The organism is Streptomyces thermodiastaticus (assembly GCF_014656135.1).
Classification (GTDB): Bacteria; Actinomycetota; Actinomycetes; order Streptomycetales; family Streptomycetaceae; genus Streptomyces; species Streptomyces thermodiastaticus.
Window position 1 is genome coordinate 119,074 of record NZ_BNBV01000016.1, and the last position, 20,778, is coordinate 139,851.

A 20,778-nucleotide genomic window follows, 5' to 3' on the forward strand; every position below is an offset into this window, starting at 1 on the left:
CGTTGATCGCACGAGGGGAAGTAGGTACCTTCATCTGGTGCAGATCGATGAGGTGGGACGAGAGTTCGGCGTGCTCGTGCGCAAGGCACGAGAGGCGCGTCAGTGGACCCAGGCGGACCTGGCAGAGAAGCTGAGCAGGCTGCTGGGGCGGGAAGTGCCGACGCTCGCTGTGACGCGTACTGAGTCAGCGAAGAGGCCAGTCCCGCTCGCCGAGGCTGCGGCACTGGCGCAGCTGTTGAACCTGGAGCTGGATCCTCTGCTGAATCCGGCTCCGGTCACCGGCTCGCGTGATGAACTCAGGCGGCGCATCGATCAGGTGCGCGCTGAGATCAACGAGCTGTTCCAGAGCGAGGTGCAGTTGATGGCTACCTACGCGTCGGCCGGTCAGCAGCTGCGGCGGGTCCGGACGCGTAAGGACGAGCTGGAACGCGAGCTGCAGGCTCTTGAGCGGGCGGCAGGGAAGGACAGTCGTGGCGAGCAAGAACATCGCGAAACGCCCGAACGGTAAGTGGCGCGCTCGGTACCGGGACCTGGCGGGCAAGGAGCATGCCCGGCACTTCGAGCGGAAGCTGGACGCCGAGCGCTGGCTCGACGAGGTGACGGCGGCGCTGGTCACCGGTCAGTACGTCGACCCGGCGAGTCAGAAGATGACCGTCGACCAGTGGTGCGATGCGTGGTTGGAGACCTACGCGCACCGGGCGTCGACGGAGCGGCAGGCCCGCGTGCACCTGGCCCGGATCCGGAAGGAGTTCGGGCCTTTGCCGTTGATGGCCGTGGACTCGATGGCCGTGAAGCGGTGGATGGCCAAGTTGAAGCGCGAGGGCCTGTCGGACTCCTACCGCTTCGCGCTGCACGGCCGGCTGTCCCAGGTGCTCGCTGACGCTGTGCACGCGCGGAAGCTGGCCAGCAACCCGTGCAGCCGGCGCACGACACCGGGGGCAGGGAAGCCGCGGCCCTACGTGGCCACCGAGGCGCAGCTGTGGGCGCTGTACGAGGCTGCGGAACCGAAGTACCGGCCCGCGATCCTGCTCGGCGCGTTCGCCGGCCTGCGCGTCGCCGAGGCTTGCGGCCTGCGGGTCGGCGACGTCGATCTGGACGCCCGGGTCATCAATCCGGCCGTGCAGTACCCGGCGGAGCCGCTGAAGACGGAGATGAGCCGGACGGCCGTCCCGATCCCGGACGTGTTCGTCGGCCAGCTGAAGCGGCTACTGGACGGCCGCGAGGACGGATGGGTCGTCGTCGACGACGACGGCGGCCAGCTGGGGCCGTGGAAGGTCGAGCGGCACATGCGCCGGATCCGGAAGGCGGTACCCGGTCTGCCCGAGGGTTTCCGCTTCCACGACCTCCGCCACTTCTACGCCTCCATGCTCATCGCGGGGGGCGCGGACGTGAAGGTCGTGCAGCACCGGCTGCGGCACTCGTCGGCGACCACGACGCTGAACACTTACAGTCACCTCTGGCCCGACTCTGACGAGTCCACCCGGGCCACTGTCGAGCGCGTCATGGCGTCCATGATCAACAAAAATGCGGACCCTCTGCGGACTGGTGGAGAGTCCGCAGAGGGTCCGTGCAGCTCAGAGCCTAGGTAGGGCTCACACGTCGAAGTACAGCTCGAACTCGTGCGGGTGCGGACGCAGCTGCAGCGGGGCGATCTCGTTGGTGCGCTTGAAGTCGATCCACGTCTCGATCAGGTCGGACGTGAACACGTCGCCCTGGAGCAGGTACTCGTGGTCCTCCTCCAGCGCGTCGAGGACGGCGCCGAGCGAGGTCGGGACCTGGGCGACGTTGGCGTGCTCCTCGGGAGCCAGCTCGTACAGGTCCTTGTCGATCGGCTCGGCCGGCTCGATCTTGTTCTTGATGCCGTCCAGGCCGGCCAGCAGCAGCGCGGAGAAGGCCAGGTACGGGTTGCCGGAGGAGTCGGGCGCGCGGAACTCCACGCGCTTGGCCTTCGGGTTCGAGCCGGTGATCGGGATGCGCATCGCGGCGGAGCGGTTGCGCTGCGAGTACACCAGGTTCACCGGAGCCTCGAAGCCCGGCACCAGGCGGTGGTAGGAGTTCACCGTCGGGTTGGTGAAGGCCAGCAGCGACGGGGCGTGCTTGAGGATGCCGCCGATGTAGTAGCGGGCGGTGTCCGACAGGCCCGCGTACCCGGCCTCGTCGTAGAACAGCGGCTCGCCGTTGCTCCACAGCGACTGGTGCACGTGCATGCCCGAGCCGTTGTCCCCGAAGATCGGCTTCGGCATGAAGGTCGCCGTCTTGCCGTTGCGCCAGGCGACGTTCTTCACGATGTACTTGAACAGCTGCAGGTCGTCGGCGGCGGCGAGCAGCGTGTTGAACCGGTAGTTGATCTCGGCCTGGCCGGCGGTGCCGACCTCGTGGTGCTGGCGCTCGACCTGCAGGCCGGCCCGGTTCAGCTCCAGGGTGATCTCGGCACGCAGGTCGGCGAAGTGGTCGACCGGCGGGACCGGGAAGTAACCGCCCTTGTAGCGGACCTTGTACCCGCGGTTCTCCTCGAGCGCGCCGGTGTTCCAGGCGCCCGCCTCGGAGTCGATGTGGTAGAAGGCCTCGTTCTCGGCGGTCTTGAACCGCACCGAGTCGAAGACGTAGAACTCCGCCTCCGGACCGAAGTACGCGGTGTCGGCGATGCCGGTGGAGGCCAGGTACGCCTCCGCCTTGCGGGCGACGTTGCGCGGGTCACGGGAGTACTGCTCGCCCGTGATCGGGTCGTGGATGAAGAAGTTGATGTTGAGGGTCGTGTCCTTGCGGAACGGGTCGATGCGCGCGGTGGACAGGTCGGCGCGCAGGGCCATGTCGGACTCGTGAATGGCCTGGAATCCACGGATCGAGGATCCGTCGAAGGCCAGCTCCTCGTCCGGGTCGAACGCCTCAGCGGGCACGGTGAAGTGCTGCATGACGCCCGGCAGGTCGCAGAAGCGGACATCGATGAACCTGACGTCCTTGTCCGCGATGAACTTCTTGGCCTCGTCGGCGTTCTGGAACATCCAGCTCCTCCTACTCCCGACCGTCCCGCCGGGGGTGGTAGATCGTTCGTGCGGCCAGTTGCGGGTGGCACACGCTGCCTTGACCCTAGAGACGGGTGATTTCCCGGGCGTGACCCGATTGTTTCGCGAACGTTAACCAGCCCGAGTGGGGTCACGGCGGTGGACACCCCGGCCGACCCCCCTTCACCAGCGTCGCAGTACGGTGGACGGGTGGACAACAGGCGAGCTGTGGGATCGTGGCTGTCCGGGCCGCGCGCGGCCATGGAGGACGCCGGCGCCGACCTCGGTTACCGGGGCGAGCGGCTGGGACTGCCGGAGCACGGGCCGGGCTCCATCGCCCGCCCGGGACGGCGGCTGGGTGCGATCGCCGTCGACTGGGGCTTGTGCATGCTGATCGCATACGGTCTCATCACCCCTGGTTATCAGCAGTCGACGGGCAACTGGGCGCTGCTCATCTTCTTCGTGCTCGGTGTCCTGACCGTCGGCACCATCGGGTGCACACCCGGCAAGCGTCTGTTCGGACTGCGGGTGGTGGCCCTGAGCACCGGCAGTGTGCAGCCCTGGCGGGCCCTGGTGCGCACGGTCCTGCTGTGCGTCGCCGTTCCCGCGCTGATCTGGGACCGTGACGGCCGCGGACTGCACGACCGGCTGGCGGGCACGGTCGAGGTCCGGATCTAGCCGGCACCGGCACCTCGTTCCCGCCGGGGCACGGCTCCCACCGGATTCCCCGGTGGCACTCGGCGCCGGTCCGGCACCTGCCGCGCACCCGCTCCATCCGGCGACACGTGCGCACGGCGGGACGCGTTCCCACGTGCGGACGACGGCACGAGTCCTGTGCGCAGGGACGGGTGTGCGCCAGGTGTGCGCCGCCCCCCCGTGGCCCCTCGGCCCGTGGGCGCGGAAGCACCCACGGCCCAGGGCGCGGACCGCGAGCGCACCCGCCGACGGCACACCTGGCGTCCGCGACGGCGGCACACCCGCACCCCCCACACGACCGCGGTCCGATCAGTGTCCGCACCCCGGACATACGGTGAGGGGCGCCCCGGACATCGTCCGGAGCGCCCCTCACCGTGACGCGGGGAACGCAGGTCGCCGCTAGCGGATGCGCGGCCCGCCCTTCGGCATGCGCATGCCCTTGGGTAGCGGCCCCTTCGGCAGCGGCATGTTGCTCATCAGGTCACCCAGGGCACGCAGCCGGTCGTTGGTGGCCGTCACCTGCGGGCCGGTCAGCACACGCGGGAACTTCAGCATCGTCGTGCGCAGCTTCTTCAGCTCGACCTGGCCCTCACCGGTGCCGATGATCACGCTGTGCACCGGGACGTCCGCCACGATGCGGTTCATCTTCTTCTTCTCGGCGGCGAGCAGGGACTTCACACGGTTCGGGTTGCCCTCGGCGACCAGGACGATGCCGGCCTTGCCGACCGCGCGGTGCACCACGTCCTGGCTGCGGTTCATGGCGACGGCCGGGGTGACCGTCCAGCTGCGGCCCATGTTGTCCAGCACCGCCGCCGCCGCGCCCGGCTGGCCCTCCATCTGTCCGAAGGCGGCCCGCTCGGCCCGGCGGCCGAACACGATCGCCATCGCGAGAAAGGCGAGCAGGAAGCCCAGGATGCCCAGGTAGACAGGGTGACCGATCGCGAAGCCGATGCCGAGGAGGACACCGAAGACGACGATGCCGACCACTGCGAGTACAAGACCGATCTTCGGATCGACCTTGCGGGTCATCTGGTACGTCAGGGCGATCTGTTTCAGTCGCCCCGGGTTGGCAGCCTGCGCTGCGGTTTCCTTCCTCGCCATGCCACGAAGTCTACGTGGCCCGTCCGGCAGCGGACGACGGCAGTGCCCGTGGGGGCCGGGGGACGCGGCCGGGCCGGACGCGGAAACGGTTCTGTCAGCGCTCGGCGGCGGAGGACAACCGCTCCATGAGCTGCTGCGCCTCCCTGCGGTCCCTGGCCCGGCGCCGGTCCTCGAGAACACAGGTCCAGGCGTTGCGGCGGGCGGTGCGCTGGTCGCCGCGCAGGAGCACCGACTCGACCGCCCTGAGCGCGTCGGTCAGCGACGGGATCGCGGTGGCGCGGACGTGTGCGGCCGGCATGGCGGGGACCCCCTTGCGACGGAGTGCGGTGGACGCATGTACAACGTGTGACACCATCGTCACTCACAGGTGTTACCAGGGCGTGACCGGCCGGTCAAACCCCGGTGAAGCTCCGGCCCCGGGGACCGGACACGGACGCGGTCCCGGCCCGCCGCCCGGTCCGGCGGCGGCCGGGACCGCGTCGTCCCGCCGAGGGGGAAGCCTTCCGTGCGTGCGCCTGCGGCGCCGGGTGCCGTGCGGCGGGTTCAGACGGCCTGCGCGGCGACCACGGCGTCCCGCTGGGGGCCGGCCGCGTGGCGCTGCTCGATCGCCATCTGGTACAGCCGTCCGGCGCGGTAGGAGGACCGCACCAGCGGCCCGGACATCACACCGGAGAAGCCGATCTGCTCGGCCTCCTCCTTCAGCTCCACGAACTCCTGCGGCTTCACCCAGCGCTCCACCGGGTGGTGGCGCACGCTCGGGCGCAGGTACTGGGTGATGGTGACCAGCTCGCAGCCGGCGTCGTGCAGCTGCTTCAGCGTCTCGCTGACCTCCTCGCGGGTCTCGCCCATGCCGAGGATCAGGTTGGACTTGGTCACCAGGCCGAAGTCGCGGGCCTCGGTGATCACCTTCAGGGAGCGCTCGTAGCGGAAGCCGGGGCGGATCCGGCGGAAGATCCGCGGGACCGTCTCGACGTTGTGCGCGAAGACCTCGGGGCGGGACTCGAAGACCTCGGCCAGCTGGTCCGGGTTCGCGTTGAAGTCGGGGGCCAGCAGCTCGACCTTGGTCCGGCCGCCGGCGCGGTGGGCGGTCTGCTGGTGGATCTGGCGGACCGTCTCCGCGTACAGCCAGGCGCCGCCGTCCTCCAGGTCGTCGCGGGCGACGCCGGTGATGGTGGCGTAGTTCAGGTCCATCGCGACCACGGACTCGCCCACGCGGCGCGGCTCGTCGCGGTCGAGGGCCTCGGGCTTGCCGGTGTCGATCTGGCAGAAGTCGCAGCGCCGGGTGCACTGGTCGCCGCCGATGAGGAAGGTCGCCTCGCGGTCCTCCCAGCACTCGTAGATGTTCGGGCAGCCGGCTTCCTGGCAGACCGTGTGCAGCCCCTCGTTCTTCACGAGCGCCTGCATCTGCCGGTACTCGGGACCCATTTTCGCCCGGGTCTTGATCCACTCGGGCTTGCGCTCGATGGGGGTCTGGCTGTTGCGGACCTCCAGGCGCAGCAACTTGCGTCCGTCGGGTGCGACTGCGGACACGTCGGCTCCCTGTAGCTTCGGTTCTTCGGCGTACTCAGCGTACGCCCGGGTGTGAGGCGCCCTGCCGGTGAGGCCAACCCGCGAGGGCGGGCGGACATTCCCGCCGCCGGGTGCGGTCCGGGTCGCGGCCGCGCGGTCCCGGCGGCGGGCACGGGTCAGGCGGTGGCCTTCTCGACGACGCGAGGCTTGAGCTCCGCGTTCTCCAGCACGTCCCGCAGATGCCGTTCGACCACCGGCAGCACCTCGGTGACGGTGACGTCCCGGCCCAGCTCGGCCGCCAGCGAGGTGACGCCCGCGTCGCGGATGCCGCACGGGATGATGCGGTCGAACCACTTCATGTCCGGGTTCACGTTGAACGAGAAGCCGTGCATGGTGACGCCCTTGGCGACGCGGATGCCGATCTGGGCGATCTTCCGGTCCTCGCGGCGCTGGCCGGCGTTGGACGGGGCGTACTCCGGGCCGTTGAGCCGCGGGTCGAACTCCTCGTCGTGCAGGCGCGGGTCGAAGTCGAGGGACAGCCCGCCGAGCGACGGCCGCTGCTCGATCGGGTCGCCGAGCACCCACACGCCGCTGCGGCCCTCGACCCGGGTGGTGGCGAGGCCGAACTCCGCGCAGGTGCGGATCAGGGCCTCCTCCAGGCGGCGCACGTGCGCCACCACGTCCACCGGGCGGGGCAGCTTCTGGATGGGGTAGCCGACCAGCTGGCCCGGTCCGTGCCAGGTGATCTTGCCGCCGCGGTCCACGTCGATGACGGGCGTGCCGTCCAGCGGGCGCTCGCTGTCCTCCGTGCGCCGCCCGGCGGTGTACACCGGGGGGTGCTCCAGGAGCAGCACGGTGTCGGGGACCTCGTCCGCGAACCGGGCCGCGTGCACGCGGCGCTGCTCGTCCCAGGCCACCTGGTAGTCCACGGCCTCGGAACCGAATCCCATGCGGACGAACCGCAACTCACTCACGGCAAGCGCCTCCCTGCAAGGTCGTAAGGCACGAAACGTGCCCACGCCACTGTACGTCCGGCCCGACCGGGCGACGCCCGTCAGCCCTGAGGGCAATCCTCACACGATCGGATGAAAGCCCCGTGAAGAGTGCAGTCGCCTGCTCACTCTCCGCTACATTCGCGCCGTTCATGAGGCCATCAGGGCTGCTCACAGGCAATCCGGGCACCACGCGGCCGCGTGGCTGCCCGAAAGGCAGGAGACCGCACCGCAGATGACGGAACGACCCGCGCAGCGCACCCCCAACCGCCAGCTCGCCGCGCTCATCGCAGAAGCGGGATTCTCCAACGCCGGTCTGGCCCGTCGCGTGGACCAGCTCGGCCTCGAACACGGACTGGATCTCAGATACGACAAGACGTCGGTCACCCGATGGCTGCGCGGGCAGCAGCCGCGGGGCACCACGCCCGCCCTGATCGCCGAGGTCTTCACCCGGCGCCTCGGCCGCCGTCTGACCGCCCAGGACCTCGGCCTGGACGCGTGCGCGCCCGTGTACGCCGGGCTGGAGTTCGCCGCCACCCCCGAGGAGGCCGTCGACATCGTCAGCGGGCTGTGGCGCAAGGACTCCGGCAGCCAGGCCGAACTGCGCAAGATCGCCTTCACCCCGGCCGGGCTCGTCGTGCCCAGCCGGGACTGGCTGATCGGGCGGCCCGACGACCGGGTGGCCCGCGGCGAACCGCAGACCGCGCGGGGACCGGCGGGACGCGCGGAGGGCACCGGGCCGCTGTCCGGCGGCCGGCAGCCGGCGTCCGGGGTGCCCCGCCAGCGCGGGCGCACCGAACGCCACCGCACCGAGCACGAGGCGGGCCGGCGCGTCACCGCCGGCGACATCGCCGCGCTGCGCAGCGTCGGCGAGCTGTTCCGCGCCCTGGACGACCGGTTCGGCGGCGGCCACGCCCGGCAGGCCCTCGTGCGCTACCTGGAGCACGAGTGCGAGCCGATGCTGCGCGGCGTCTACGGAGAGCAGGCCGGACGCCGGCTCTTCGCGGCCGCCGCGGACCTGACCCGCCTCGCCGGCTGGACCTCGTACGACATCGCCGCCCACGGGCTCGCCCAGCGCTACTTCGTGCAGGCGCTGCGGCTCTCCCAGGCCGCGGGCGACCGCGTCTACGGGGCGTACGTCCTGGCCACCATGAGCCGGCAGGCCGTCTACCTCGCGCACGGCCGCGAGGCGGTCCAGCTCGCCCGGGTGGCCCAGCAGGGGGTCGGCACCTCCGCCCCGCCCGCCGTGCAGGCGCTGCTGCACGCCGCCGAGGCACGCGGCCACGCCGTGCTCGGCGAGGTGCGCGCCTGCACGGCCGGCCTGGTGCGCGCCGAGCGCGCCCTGGAGAGCGCCAGACCCGGCGACGAAGCGCCGCACTGGGCGCGCACCTTCGACGAGGGCCACCTCAGCGAGGAGTTCGCGCACTGCCACCGGGACCTTCAGCAGTACCGGGCCGCCGCCCAGCACGCCGAACGCGCGCTCCAGCTGCGCCCTGTCGCCCAGGCCCGCAGCCGCGTGTTCTGCCGCCTCGTGCTGGCCACCGCCCGCCTCGGCCTGGGCGACCTGGACCAGGCCTGCCGGCTCGCCGCCGAGGCGGCCGCGCAGGCCGCCGACATGCGCTCGGTCCGCGCCCACGAGTACCTGAAGGAGTTCGAACGCCGCCTGGAGCCTCACAAGGACGCCACGGCCGTGCGCACCTACCGCGACAAGGTCGCCGCCCTGGGGTGAGGCCACCCGGGGCAGGGCCTCAGCGGTTCCTCCCCGCCGCGGACACCGGCCGGGCTCGCGGGATCGCCACGGGCCCGGCCTCCGGTCGGCCGGACACCGCGTGCCCGGCCGGCCGGGCTCAGGCCGCCGCGGCCCGTGCGCGGGTGGCCGCCGGGTCCGCGCGGTGCAGCGAGCGCCCCGCCCCCAGGTCCGCCAGCAGCGCGGAGGCGGCGCGGTGCGCCGAGTGCAGCGCACCCTGCAGCGTGCTGGTGTCCCGGTGGTCGCCGCACACGTACAGGCCCGCCAGCAGCCTCACGGGCCGCCGCAGATCGTGGGGCGGGCGCATCGCCGGAACCGCCTCCGGGGTGTGGTGCACGGCCAGCGTCTCCCAGCGGGCGGTCGAGGTGCGGTACAGGCGGGCGAGATGCCGGCGGACGGCGGTGTCGACGTCGTCCGGCGGCGTCCCCAGCACGGTCGATGTGATCAGGGCGCGGCCGACGGGTGCGCGCAAGGGGTCGACACGGCTGATCACCGCCGTGTGCGACACCGGCCCCGAGCGGTCGGCGTCGAGCAGCAGGTAGCCGCCGGTGGCCGGCGCGTCGTCCGTCGTGTGGTGCACCACCGTCACCGGATGGAACTCCGGCACCCGCAGCCCCGGCAGCAGATCCGCGGCGGCCCGCGCGTCCGTCGCGACCAGCACCGCACGGCAGCCGATCTCCCCGTGCTCGGCGGTGGTCACCTTGGTGGTGGACACCGAGGTGACCCGGACCCCGGTGTGCACCGTGCCCGGGGGCAGCGTCGCGGCCAGCAGTTCCGGTACGACGTCCGCGCCGCCCTCCGGCAGGCACAGCCGGCCGGCGGCGAAGGCGCGCAGCGCGAGATCCGCGCACCGGCTGGAGCTGGTGAGGTCCGGGTCGCACAGCAGGGCGGTGAGCAGCGGACGCAGAAAACCGTCCACGGTCCGGGCCGGCAGCCCGCGCGTCCGCAGCGCCTCGGACACCGGCAGTTCGGGGCGGGCGAGGAGCCGGTCCACCGGCGTCGCGGCGAGCCGGGCCAGCGCGGCGCGCAGCCGCAGCGGTGCGCCGATGCCGAACATCTGGGCCCTCTCTGCCGTCACCGTGCGGCCGCTCGCCCGGGCCGGTGAGGTGCTCTCCTGGTCACCGGCGTGCGGGGCGTACGGCGCGACGTCGGGGCCGGTGTCCGGTGAGCCGGTCCCGGCGAGCGCGACGGAGGGGGCGGAAGGGGCAGGGCCCGACGCGCGGATCCGGCCGCGTGACCGGGGGAGCACCGGGGACGAGCGGGGGGCGCTCGCGAGGGCGCGCACGGCGTTCAGCGCGCCCCGTGCACCCCTGCCGCCCGCCGGGGCGCCCGCGCGGTGGTGCCGTCCGTCGCTGTGCAGCAGCACGCCCGGTGCGAAGGGCCGCAGGACGAGCGCGTCCAGCCCGGGACCGTGGGTCAGCTCCGGATACGAGGTGAACAGCAACTGCCCGATCCGGTCGAGCCGGAATCCGTCGACCTTCTCCGTCGACATGCGGCCGCCCACCCACTCGGCGGCCTCCAGGACTGCGGTCGTTACTCCTGCGCTGGTCAGCCGATGCGCCGCGGACAGACCGGCGACCCCGGCTCCCACCACGACGACATCCACCTGGTACGCGGGCTCAAGCACGTGCCCCTCCTCGAGGTTGTGCGACCGGTGCAGGGGTGATGCCCTCGACCGGCGTGCGGAATACCCGAGTTCGCGTCGAGGGTAGGGCCGCCTGATCGGTCGAGTGCAGTCGCGCATCGACAGGGCACGGGCGCACAGCGGTCGCATACGGTCGCAAGGTTTCGCCGCACGATCTCGGCGTATCACGAGACACAGCGGGGCCCGGCTCGGACCGCCGCCGGACACGCCGCTCGCCCAGCCGGCGGTGCGTCACCGTCCGAGGGATCCCGATGGCACACACCGCCCGCCGCCGTGCCCCGCACACCTCACCGGCGGCCGCGGCCGACCGTCCCCCGAAGTTGTCACCCCGTCACAGCGCCGCCCTCACCGCGTCCTCGATTCCCGGGAACGCGAACGAGAACCCGGACTCCAGCAGCCGGCTGGGCACGACCCGGGCGCTGCCCAGCACGTCCTGTGCCATCTCCCCGAGCACCGCCCGCAGCACCGGCGCCGGCACCGCGAACGGTGTCGGCCGGTGCAGCACCCGGCCCATCGCGGCCGTGATCCGAGCGTTCGTCAGCGGTTCGGGCGCGGTGAGGTTGACCGGTCCCGACAGGGACTCGGTGTCGAGGAGATGACGCAGCGCCGCGACCTCGTCGTGCAGGGAGATGAACGACCAGTACTGCCGCCCGTCGCCCAGCCGTCCGCCCAGGCCGGCCCGGAACAGCGGGAACATCCGCCCCCACGCCCCGCCCTGACGGGCCACCACGAGTCCGGTCCGCGCGAACACCGTCCGCACCCCGGCCTCCTGCGCCGGGGCCGCGGCCTCCTCCCACTCCACGCACACCCGGGCGAGGAACCCGTCCCCGGGCGGGGAGTCCTCGTCCACGACCCGGCCGCCGGTGTCGCCGTAGATGCCGATGGCGCTGCCGCTGACGAAGACCCGCGGCGGGGTGTCGAGCCCGGCGAGGGCCTCGGCGAGCGCCGCCGTGCCGAGCACCCGGCTGTCGCGGATCCGTCTCTTGTACGCCTCCGTCCAGCGGTGGTCGCCCACCCCGGCGCCCGCCAGGTTCACCACGGCGTCGCACCCGGCGAGCCCCGCGGCGTCCACGTACTGGTTCTCCGGGTCCCAGCGGACCTCGTCCGGCGTCCGGGCCGGCCGGCGCACCAGACGCACCACCTGGTGCCCGTCCGCCCTGAGCGACGCCACCAGGGCGCTGCCGATCAGCCCGGAGGCACCGGCCACCGCGATGCGTGCACGTTCCATGGGCCCATCCTGCCCGCCGGAGCGCGGAAAACCCTCGCGGACCGCGCCGTGCGCGCCGTAGCGTGAGCGCCATGCCCGATCTCCGGATACGTCCCGCCACCCTTGCCGACGACCAGCCGCTGGCCCGGCTCGACCGGGCCGTGTGGTCCCCGCTGCACGCCGTGCAGCCCCGCCCGCGTCCGGGCGAGCCGTTCTTCACCGAGCGGTCCGGACCGGACGAGATCCTCGTGGCCGAGCTGGACGGTGCCGTCGTCGGCTACCTCCGGCTGGCCCCGGCCACCGAGCTGGCCTGCAACGCGCACGTCCTGCAGATCCGGGGCCTGGCCGTGGCCGAGGAGGCACGGGGCGCGGGCGTCGGCCGTGCGCTGCTGCGGGCGGCCCAGGAGGAGGCCCGGCGGCGGAGCGCGCGGCGCCTCACCCTGCGCGTGCTGGCGCACAACACCCCGGCCCGCACTCTGTACGAGTCCGAGGGGTTCGTGGTGGAGGGGATCCTGCCGGAGGAGTTCTGGCTGGACGGGAAGTACGTCGACGACGTGCTCATGGGCCGCTCGCTGGTGTAGGCCGGCCGCACGCCGGCGGCGCGGGGGCGCACGGCCCGGGACCCCGGCCCGTGCCGCCGGCGTGCGGCCGGGACGGCCGTCCGGAGCCGTCCGGGCCGGCAGGGCAGCGGCAGGTGGGACGGGCCTCAGGAGTCGAGCAGCGGTCCCGTGTCCACCGGTGTCGTGGCCTCGGCCGCCTGCCGGGCGTCCTCGGCGATCTCCGCCGCCGTCAGGGCGTAGCCGGTCTCCTGGTCGGAGGTGGAGCGGGCGAAGATCATCCCGTACACCCGGCCGTCCGTGGTCAGCAACGGGCCGCCGGAGTTGCCGGGGCGGACGGTGGAACGGATCGAGTAGATCTCCCGGGTGACCGTGCCGTTGTTGTAGATGTTCTGCCCCGTCGCCCGGACGCGGGCCGCGACCGTCGCCGCCTGCAGGTCCAGGCCGCCGTTGTTCGGGTAGCCCGCGACCACCGCGGGCGCGCCGCGGCCGGCGGTGTCGTCGAACCGCAGCGCGGGGGCGGACAGCCGCGGCACGTAGAGCACGGCCACGTCCCGGTCCGGGTCGAAGAGCACCACCCGCGCCCGGTGGAAGGGCCCGCCCCCGCCGAGCCGCACCGTCGGGGTGTCGACGCCCGCCACCACGTGCGCATTGGTCATCACGTGCTGCGGCGCGTACACGAAACCGCTGCCCTCACGGCCCTGGTCGCCGGAGACACCCTCGACCTTCACCGTGCTCGACCGGGCGGCCTGCGTGGCGCTCGGCGTCACACTGTCCCCGGTGGGCCGCTCCACACCGGTCGCCGGCTCGTGCTCGAACGGGTTGAACACCTGCGGGAACCCGGCCTCGGTCAGCGCCGAGGTGGCCCGCGAGAACCAGGCCGGGGTGGTGTCCGGCATGGCCTGCTGCACCGCGCCCAGCAGCCGCGAGTCGCGTATCGCCGACGTCACCAGCGGTGACGACGAGGCCCCCAGCACGCTGGCGGCCACCCACGCCACGATCAGGACCGCCACCGCGTTGGCGGCGGCCCCGCCGATCCCGTCGGCCACCCGCAGCGGCCCGCGGTCCAGCTCGCGCCGCAGCACCAGGGCCAGCCGCCCCGCCAGTTCGTGCCCCACCGCCGCCGGGACCAGCACCGTCAGTACGGCGGTGACCGTCGCCGTCGTCGTACCGCGTGTGACCAGCTCCATCACCCACGGCAGCACCCACACGCCGACGACCGCGCCGCCCACGAACCCGGCCAGCGAGACACAGCCGGCCAGCAGCCCGCGCCGGTAGCCGGACGCCGCGTACACGACGATCAGCAGCACCAGCACCAGGTCGAGCAGGTCCACGCATGCCGCCTTTCTCTCGCGCTCGCGGGTGCGGGGGGACGGCCCCGGCGATCAGCCACGCGCACAGGGATCCGGCAACCGGTCACCTGTACGTGTACCACCAGAAACGACCCGGACCAGGACGATGGTTCCACCGGCCGGCACAGCTCACATCGCGGGCAGGTCCGATGGAGGTGACAGTGAGGGCATGCGTGCTGTGAGAACGGATCGCACCCGGCCCCGACCGGAAACCGTCCGGCGCCGGCCGGAATCCGTGCTGAGCCGAGCAGGCTCGGGCATGCGGCGAGCGGGAGCAGCCGTACGCCGGGCAGGAGCCGCCGCCCTGCGCCGGACCGGCGCCGAGGCCGATCCGCGCCGGACCGGCACCGACGCCGCCCGGTCCGGGGACCGGCGGCCCGGGACGTCCGTCACCGTGGTCTGCCGCCGTCCGGCCCGCATGCGGCACATCGTCCTGGTGCTGCTGTGCTGCCTGCCGGTGGCCGCCCTCGCCGGCGGGCTGGCGGCGGGCGCGCGGGGTGCCGGCCACACCGAGACCGCGGGCCGGCACGGCCTGCTGCCCGCCGAGGCGCCGCGCGCCGCCGCGGCGACGGCGCACCACCGTGCGCCCCGGCCCCGCATCGTGCGGCGCGAGGCCTGGCTGGACGCCGCCCACCGGCACCGGCGGCAGCCGCCGCCGCGCTACGACGACAAGGTCGTCGCCGTCTTCCTGCACCACACCGACACACCCAACGACTACTCCTGCGCCGACACCCCGCGCATCATCCGCGGCCTGTACGACGGCCAGACCGACGGCCGCCACTGGGACGACATCGGTTACAACTTCCTCGTCGACCGGTGCGGCACGATCTACGAGGGCCGCGCCGGCGGCGTGGACCGGCCCGTCACCGGCGCCCACACCCAGGGCTTCAACCACCGCACGGCGGGCATCGCCGCCATCGGGACGTTCGACGCCGGCATGCCCGTGCCGCGCGCCATGACCGACGCGATCGCCGCCCTGGTCGCCTGGAAACTCGGCCTGGCAGGGGTCGACCCGCGCTCCTCGGTGGTGCTGGTGTCCAGCAACGGGCACAGCCGCTACCCGGCCGGTACGGCGGCTGTGCTGCCCGCCCTGGCCGGGCACCGGGACGGCTTCCCCACCGACTGCCCGGGTGCCGCCCTGGCGGTCCGGCTCCCCGCCCTGCGCGAGACCGCCGCCCGCCTCCAGGGGCGGTTCTGAGCGCGCACACGGCCCAGGGGCCGGGGGCAGGGGCGGCGAGCCCGCAGGCCGCGCACACGGCGGGCCGGGGCGCCCAAGAGGGCGCGCCCGGCGCCCGGCCGGTGCCCTCTTCACGGAACCGGTGCGCTATTCACGGAAGCGGTCCCACAGCCTCGGGTAGCGCCGGGCCAGCGCGGCGTCGTCCTCGAAGTCGATCGGGGTGCCTCCCGGTTCCGCGGGAGCCGGCGGGATGCCCAGATCGGGGGCGACGGTGCCGGTGAGCTGCTCGTAAGCCTCGTCGGCCGCGTAACCGAGGTCCTCGGCGTCGCCGTCGACCTCCTCGTCGAAGTCCTCCAGCAGCTCGGCCAGAGCGTCCGGTTCGCGCACGGCCCCCTCGAAGACCTCCCGCCCCTGGCCGATCAGCCAGCACCGGAAGTAGTCGAAGGCGTCGTCGCTCGCCCCGTCCAGCAGCAGCCAGGCCGCACCCCACAGATCCCAGCGGTAGGCACGGTTGTAGCGGGCCTCGAAGTGACGGGCGAAGTCCAGCACCTGTTCCGGGTCGAGCTGCACCAACCGCCGCACCAGCAGATCGGCCTGCTCCTCGGGATCCCCCGCGGCGGCCTCGCGGGTGGCGTCGATCAGCCCCCAGAACTCCGTCTCGTCCATCACGCGTCCCAGCATCGGCCCTCGGGCCGGCCCCCGCACCCGGAGCCCGCAGGCGGTGAGCCGGTCGTGGGCGGCCGCCGGCGGACACGACCGGACAGCGTCCCTGGCGCCTCGACCGCGGCGGCATCACCGTCTGGAGCGGGGACAGCCGCCCACGGTGCCGGGCGCCACCGGGAGCGCGGCGCACGGCGACCGTGCGGGCACGACGAAGGGGCACGGCGGACCACCGTGCCCCTTCGGCGCGCATCCACGGATCAGACCGGGATCACAGGCCGTACTTGTCCCGGGCCTCCTTGACCGCGGTGGCCTTCACCTCGCCGCGCCGGGCCAGCTGGGCCAGCGCCGCGGCGACGATGGACTCGGCGTCCACGCCGAAGTGGCGGCGGGCCGCGTCACGGGTGTCCGACAGGCCGAAGCCGTCGGTGCCGAGCGAGGTGTAGTCCTGCTCGACCCACTGCGCGATCTGGTCCGGGACCTGGCGCATGTAGTCGGACACCGCCAGCACCGGGCCCTCGGCGCCCTGCAGCGCCTGCCGGACGTAGGGCACCCGGTCCTCGCCGCGCAGCAGGGCAGCGTCGGCCTCCATGGCGTCGCGGCGCAGCTCGCCCCACGAGGTCGCCGACCACACGTCGGCGGCCACGCCCCACTCCTCGGCGAGCAGCTTCTGCGCCTTCAGCGCCCAGTGGATGGCCGTGCCCGAACCCAGCAGCTGGATGCGCGGGGCGTTGGCCGGGACGGTCAGGCCCGCCGACTCCGCCGTGTTGAAGCGGTACAGGCCCTTGATGATGCCCTCGTCGATGCCGAGGCCGGACGGCTTGGCCGGCTGCGGCAGCGGCTCGTTGTAGACGGTGAGGTAGTAGAAGACGTTCTGGTCCTCGCCCTCGGCGGCCTCGCCGTACATGCGGCGCAGACCCTCCTTGACGATGACCGGGATCTCGTAGGCGAACGCCGGGTCGTACGTCAGCGCCGCCGGGTTGGTCGCGGCGATGAGCGGGGACTGGCCGTCGGCGTGCTGCAGACCCTCACCGGTCAGCGTGGTGCGGCCGGCCGTGGCACCGACCAGGAAGCCGCGGCCGAGCTGGTCGCCGAGCTGCCACATCTGGTCGCCGGTGCGCTGCCAGCCGAACATCGAGTAGAAGATGTAGAACGGGATCATCGGCTCGCCGTGCGTCGCGTACGACGTGGCGGCGGCGATGAAGTCGGCCATCGAACCGGCCTCGGTGATCCCCTCGTTGAGGATCTGGCCGTTGACGGCCTCCTTGTAGTACATCAGCTGGTCGCGGTCGACCGGCTCGTACGTCTGGCCCTTGGGCGAGTAGATGCCCAGCGACGGGAACAGCGACTCCATGCCGAAGGTGCGGGCCTCGTCGGGGACGATCGGCACCCAGCGCCTGCCGGTCTCCTTGTCCCGGACCAGGTCCTTGACCAGGCGGACGAAGGCCATGGTGGTGGCCACGCTCTGCGAGCCGGAACCCTTGTCGAAGGCGGTGAAGGCCTTCTCCGCCGGGGCGGGCAGCGCCGGGACCGGGTGGATGCGGCGGGCCGGGGCCGGACCGCCGAGCGCGGCACGCCGCTCCTGCAGGTAGCGGACCTCGGGGGAGTCGGCGCCCGGGTGTCCGTAGGGCACCTGGCCGTCGGCGAACTCGCTGTCCTTGATCGGCAGGTCGAGGCGGTCGCGCAGCTCCTTGAACTGCTCCACCGTCAGCTTCTTCATCTGGTGGTTGGCGTTCTTGGACGCGAAGCCCTCACCGAGGGTGTGGCCCTTGACGGTCTGGGCCAGGATCACCGTCGGGGCGCCCTTGTGCTCCAGGGCGGCCTTGTAGGCGGCGTAGACCTTGCGGGGCTCGTGACCGCCGCGCGAGACGTGGAAGCACTCCAGGATCTTGTCGTCGCTGAGCAGCTTCGCCATCTCGACGAGCGCGGGGTCCTTGCCGAAGAAGTCCTCGCGGATGTAGGCGGCGTCGCGGGTCTGGTACGTCTGCACCTGCGCGTCCGGGACCTCGCGCAGCCGGCGGACCAGCGCACCGGTGGTGTCCAGGGCGAACAGCTCGTCCCAGGCGGAACCCCACAGGGTCTTGATCACGTTCCAGCCGGCGCCGCGGAACAGCGCCTCCAGCTCCTGGACGATCTTGAAGTTGGCGCGGACCGGGCCGTCCAGGCGCTGCAGGTTGCAGTTGATGACGAAGGTCAGGTTGTCCAGGCCCTCGCGCGCGGCCAGGGTGAGCGCGGTGGTGGACTCCGGCTCGTCCATCTCGCCGTCGCCGAGGAACGCCCACACGTGCGAGTCCGAGACGTCCTTGATGCCGCGGCTGGTCAGGTAGCGGTTGAAGCGCGCCTGGTAGATCGCGGAGATCGGGCCGAGGCCCATGGAGACGGTCGGGAACTCCCACAGCCAGGGCAGGCGGCGCGGGTGCGGGTAGGACGGCAGACCGTTGCCGCCGGCCTCCTGCCGGAAGTTGTCCAGGTGCTGCTCGGTGAGCCGGCCGTCCAGGAAGGCGCGGGCGTAGATGCCGGGGGCGGCGTGGCCCTGGACGTACAGCTGGTCGCCGGAGCCGTCGCCCTCCTTGCCGCGGAAGAAGTGGTTGAAGCCGATCTCGTACAGCCAGGCCGCGGAGGCGAACGTGGCGATGTGGCCGCCCACGCCGTACTTCGCGCCGCGGGTCACCATCGCCGCCGCGTTCCACCGGTTCCACGCGGTGATCCGGGCCTCCATGGCCTCGTCACCGGGGACGGCCGGCTCGGCCGCGGTGGGGATGGAGTTGACGTAGTCGGTCTCCAGGAGCTTGGGCAGAGCGACACCGGTGCCCTCCGCGCGCTCCAGCGTGCGGCGCATCAGGTACGCGGCACGGTGCGGCCCGGCCGCCTTGGCGACGGCGTCCAGCGAGGCCTGCCACTCGGCGGTCTCCTCCGGGTCGCGGTCCGGGAGCTGGTCCAGCTCGCTCGGCTGGATGGCGTTGGGGTCGGTCATGTCGCCGCCTTCCTCAGTCGAAGGGGGGTTCCCTCATCTGCGTAAGGGTCAGGGGGTGCCCTCAGGTCTTTGGCAGGACAGGGCGCAGGCTCGGGTGAGAGCCCGTGGGGGACTGTAACTCCGTGATCGATGATCGATCAAAGGGTTGAGGGTGAAAACCTCTCGATTCCAAGAAAGTCGGCACGCGGTGCCTTGGATTCAGGCACCCGGTGCCGCGTTCCGGTGCTGTTTTCGCAGGCGAGCGGGGGCATGCTCGGCTGCCTCAGGCACGCGGTGCGCAGCCCAGGACGTGGGCCTTGACCAGCTCCGCGATCCGCTCGTCCCGCCGGCGGAAGGCCTGCACCAGCTCCTCGTGCTCCTCGGCGTACGACTGCTGGACGGTGCCCAGCCAGCGGATCGACAGCGCCGTGAACACCTCGATGCCGAGGCCCTCCCAGGTGTGCAGCAGCACCGAGTTGCCCGCCGCGCGCACCAGTTCGCGGTGGAAGGCGACCGTGTGCCGCACCTGCGCCGTGCCGTCGGAGCGGCGGTCGGCCTCGTACAGCGCGGCCACGTGCGGCTCCAGCGCCGAGGTGTCCTCGGCCAGGCGGTCCGCCGCCAGTTCCGCGGCGATGGCCTCCAGCCCGGCCCGGACCGGGTAGCTCTCCTCCAGGTCGGCGGCGGTCAGATTGCGCACCCGCACGCCCTTGTTGGGCGCCGACTCGATCAGCCGCAGCGACTCCAGCTCGCGCAGGGCTTCGCGGACCGGGGTCTGGCTGACCGCCAGCTCGGTGGCGATCCGGCGTTCCACGATCCGCTCGCCCGGCTTCCAGCGGCCGCTGACGATCCCCTCCACGATGTGCTCGCGGATCTGTTCGCGGAGCGAGTGGACGACGGGCGCGGTCATGAAGGGCTCCTTAGCGTGGGCCCGGGCGGCCCGCGGGGGCGTTGACGGTAATGACAATACGGGGACAGGGCAAGGCCTCAGGCCGCTTGCCGGGGCTTTCACGCAGGTGAGACGAGGCTTACACGCACGGCGTGACGAAAGCCGAACGGCGGTGCCCCGCCCGGAGACTCCGGACGGGGCACCGCCGTTCGCACCAAGGGGCCCTTACAGGCCGAGCTCGACCTCGAACTCGCCCGCCTCCAGGATCGCCTTGACGGCGGTCAGGTAGCGGGCCGCGTCGGCACCGTCGACCAGGCGGTGGTCGTAGGACAGGGTCAGGTAGACCATGTCGCGGATGCCGATGACCGTGCCCTCCTCGGTCTCGATCACGGCCGGGCGCTTGACGGTGGCGCCGATGCCGAGGATCGCGACCTGGCCCGGCGGAACGATGATCGTGTCGAACAGCGCGCCGCGCGAACCGGTGTTGGAGATGGTGAAGGTCGCGCCGGCCAGCTCGTCCGGCGTGATCTTGTTGCCGCGGACCTTGGCCGCCAGCTCGGCGGTGGCCTTGGCGATGCCGGCGATGTTGAGGTCACCGGCGTTCTTGATGACCGGGGTCATCAGGCCCTTCTCGGAGTCCACCGCGATACCGATGTTCTCGGTGTCGAAGTAGGTGATGGTCCCCTCGGCCTCGTTGATCTTGGCGTTGATGGCCGGGTGGGCCTTCAGCGCCTGCGCGGCGGCCTTGACGAAGAACGGCATCGGGGAGAGCTTGACGCCCTCACGCGCCGCGAACGCGTCCTTGGCCTGGGCACGCAGCCGCATCAGCTTGGTGACGTCGACCTCGACCACCGAGGACAGCTGGGCCATCTCGTGGAGGGCCTTGACCATGTTGTCGCCGATGACCTTGCGGATCCGCGGCATCTTCACGGTCTGGCCGCGCAGCGGGGAGGCTTCCAGGGTGGGGGCCTTCTTCGCGGCGGCCGGGGCCGGGGCGGCGGCCGGGGCCGGGGCGGCGGCGGCCTTGGTGGCCTCGGCGGCGGCCAGGACGTCCTGCTTGCGGATGCGGCCGCCGACGCCGGTGCCCTTGACGGTGGACAGGTCGACGCCGTTCTCGGCGGCGAGCTTGCGCACCAGCGGGGTCACGTAGGCGCCCTCGTCGGTGGGCCGGGCGGCGGCCGGGGCGGCCGGGGCCGGGGTCACCGGAGCGGGGGCCGGAGCCGGGGCGGGCGCCGGAGCCGCGGGGGCGGCCGGGGCCTCGGCGGCCGGGGCGGCCGGGGCCGGGGCGGCCGGC

18 protein-coding genes are annotated in these 20,778 nt (G+C 72.6%); 6 read left to right on the forward strand and 12 right to left on the reverse strand.

Features of this window, described 5'->3' with window-relative positions; translation table 11 throughout:
* Positions 1–37: 37 nt before the first annotated feature.
* Complete coding sequence (locus IE286_RS16370) at positions 38–508, forward strand: helix-turn-helix domain-containing protein (protein ID WP_189797469.1); 471 nt, start codon at positions 38–40, stop codon at positions 506–508.
* Positions 471–1,589 (forward strand): tyrosine-type recombinase/integrase, encoded by a 1,119-nt coding sequence (locus IE286_RS16375; RefSeq protein ID WP_189797470.1) that lies wholly within the window; start codon positions 471–473, stop codon positions 1,587–1,589. The genes IE286_RS16370 and IE286_RS16375 overlap by 38 nt, the downstream gene beginning before the upstream one ends.
* 3 nt (positions 1,590–1,592) lie before the next feature.
* Here IE286_RS16375 and glnA read toward each other — a convergent pair whose 3' ends face one another.
* Entirely contained in the window at positions 1,593–3,002 is a 1,410-nt protein-coding gene (gene glnA / locus IE286_RS16380; protein ID WP_189797471.1) for a type I glutamate--ammonia ligase, read from the reverse strand.
* A gap of 210 nt (positions 3,003–3,212) precedes the next feature.
* Between glnA and IE286_RS16385 the strand changes: the two genes are divergently transcribed.
* Complete coding sequence (locus IE286_RS16385) at positions 3,213–3,680, forward strand: RDD family protein (protein ID WP_189797472.1); 468 nt, start codon at positions 3,213–3,215, stop codon at positions 3,678–3,680.
* A gap of 417 nt (positions 3,681–4,097) precedes the next feature.
* On the opposite strand, the gene IE286_RS16390 is transcribed toward IE286_RS16385, so the two are convergent.
* From IE286_RS16390 to lipB, 4 genes are all read right to left on the reverse strand, one after another.
* Positions 4,098–4,799: a DUF4191 domain-containing protein gene (locus tag IE286_RS16390; RefSeq protein ID WP_189797473.1), complete on the reverse strand. Its 702-nt coding sequence runs from the start codon at positions 4,797–4,799 to the stop codon at positions 4,098–4,100.
* A gap of 94 nt (positions 4,800–4,893) precedes the next feature.
* Complete coding sequence (locus IE286_RS16395; protein ID WP_189797474.1) at positions 4,894–5,097, reverse strand: SCO2195 family GlnR-regulated protein; 204 nt, start codon at positions 5,095–5,097, stop codon at positions 4,894–4,896.
* A 245-nt stretch (positions 5,098–5,342) separates the two neighbouring features.
* Complete coding sequence (gene lipA, locus IE286_RS16400) at positions 5,343–6,329, reverse strand: lipoyl synthase (protein WP_189797475.1); 987 nt, start codon at positions 6,327–6,329, stop codon at positions 5,343–5,345.
* 155 nt (positions 6,330–6,484) lie between these two features.
* Positions 6,485–7,282 carry a lipoyl(octanoyl) transferase LipB gene (lipB, locus tag IE286_RS16405; RefSeq protein ID WP_189797476.1) on the reverse strand — a complete coding sequence of 266 codons (798 nt, stop codon included), beginning with the start codon at positions 7,280–7,282 and terminating at the stop codon, positions 6,485–6,487.
* Between the two features lie 253 nt (positions 7,283–7,535).
* Here lipB and IE286_RS16410 point away from each other — a divergent pair, with 253 nt between their 5' ends.
* Positions 7,536–9,029, forward strand: a complete 1,494-nt coding sequence (locus IE286_RS16410; RefSeq protein WP_189797477.1) for an NsdA family TPR-like regulatory protein — start codon at positions 7,536–7,538, stop codon at positions 9,027–9,029.
* Between the two features lie 118 nt (positions 9,030–9,147).
* Here IE286_RS16410 and IE286_RS16415 read toward each other — a convergent pair whose 3' ends face one another.
* Positions 9,148–10,674 (reverse strand): FAD-dependent oxidoreductase, encoded by a 1,527-nt coding sequence (locus tag IE286_RS16415; RefSeq protein WP_189797478.1) that lies wholly within the window; start codon positions 10,672–10,674, stop codon positions 9,148–9,150.
* Between the two features lie 349 nt (positions 10,675–11,023).
* A complete protein-coding gene (locus IE286_RS16420; protein ID WP_189797479.1) occupies positions 11,024–11,920 on the reverse strand; it encodes a TIGR01777 family oxidoreductase in 897 nt (298 codons plus the stop codon).
* Between the two features lie 71 nt (positions 11,921–11,991).
* Between IE286_RS16420 and IE286_RS16425 the strand changes: the two genes are divergently transcribed.
* Positions 11,992–12,480 (forward strand): GNAT family N-acetyltransferase, encoded by a 489-nt coding sequence (locus IE286_RS16425; protein WP_189797480.1) that lies wholly within the window; start codon positions 11,992–11,994, stop codon positions 12,478–12,480.
* Positions 12,481–12,605: 125 nt separating this feature from the next.
* Here the strand turns inward: IE286_RS16425 and IE286_RS16430 are convergent, their stop codons facing one another.
* The gene (locus tag IE286_RS16430; RefSeq protein WP_189797481.1) at positions 12,606–13,790 is read right to left on the reverse strand and encodes a MarP family serine protease; all 1,185 of its coding nucleotides are present in this window, start codon (positions 13,788–13,790) and stop codon (positions 12,606–12,608) included.
* A 436-nt stretch (positions 13,791–14,226) separates the two neighbouring features.
* On the opposite strand from IE286_RS16430, the gene IE286_RS16435 reads away from it, so the two are divergent.
* A complete protein-coding gene (locus IE286_RS16435; RefSeq protein WP_189797496.1) occupies positions 14,227–15,006 on the forward strand; it encodes a peptidoglycan recognition protein family protein in 780 nt (259 codons plus the stop codon).
* A 126-nt stretch (positions 15,007–15,132) separates the two neighbouring features.
* Here the strand turns inward: IE286_RS16435 and IE286_RS16440 are convergent, their stop codons facing one another.
* The 4 genes from IE286_RS16440 to sucB form a co-directional block, all read right to left on the reverse strand.
* Entirely contained in the window at positions 15,133–15,651 is a 519-nt protein-coding gene (locus tag IE286_RS16440; RefSeq protein ID WP_189797497.1) for a DUF4240 domain-containing protein, read from the reverse strand.
* Between the two features lie 265 nt (positions 15,652–15,916).
* Entirely contained in the window at positions 15,917–18,619 is a 2,703-nt protein-coding gene (gene aceE, locus IE286_RS16445; RefSeq protein ID WP_189797482.1) for a pyruvate dehydrogenase (acetyl-transferring), homodimeric type, read from the reverse strand.
* 262 nt (positions 18,620–18,881) lie between these two features.
* A complete protein-coding gene (locus IE286_RS16450; RefSeq protein ID WP_189797483.1) occupies positions 18,882–19,505 on the reverse strand; it encodes a GntR family transcriptional regulator in 624 nt (207 codons plus the stop codon).
* 204 nt (positions 19,506–19,709) lie between these two features.
* The coding region (gene sucB / locus IE286_RS16455; protein ID WP_189797484.1) for a 2-oxoglutarate dehydrogenase, E2 component, dihydrolipoamide succinyltransferase at positions 19,710–20,778 on the reverse strand (1,069 nt) is incomplete at its 5' end.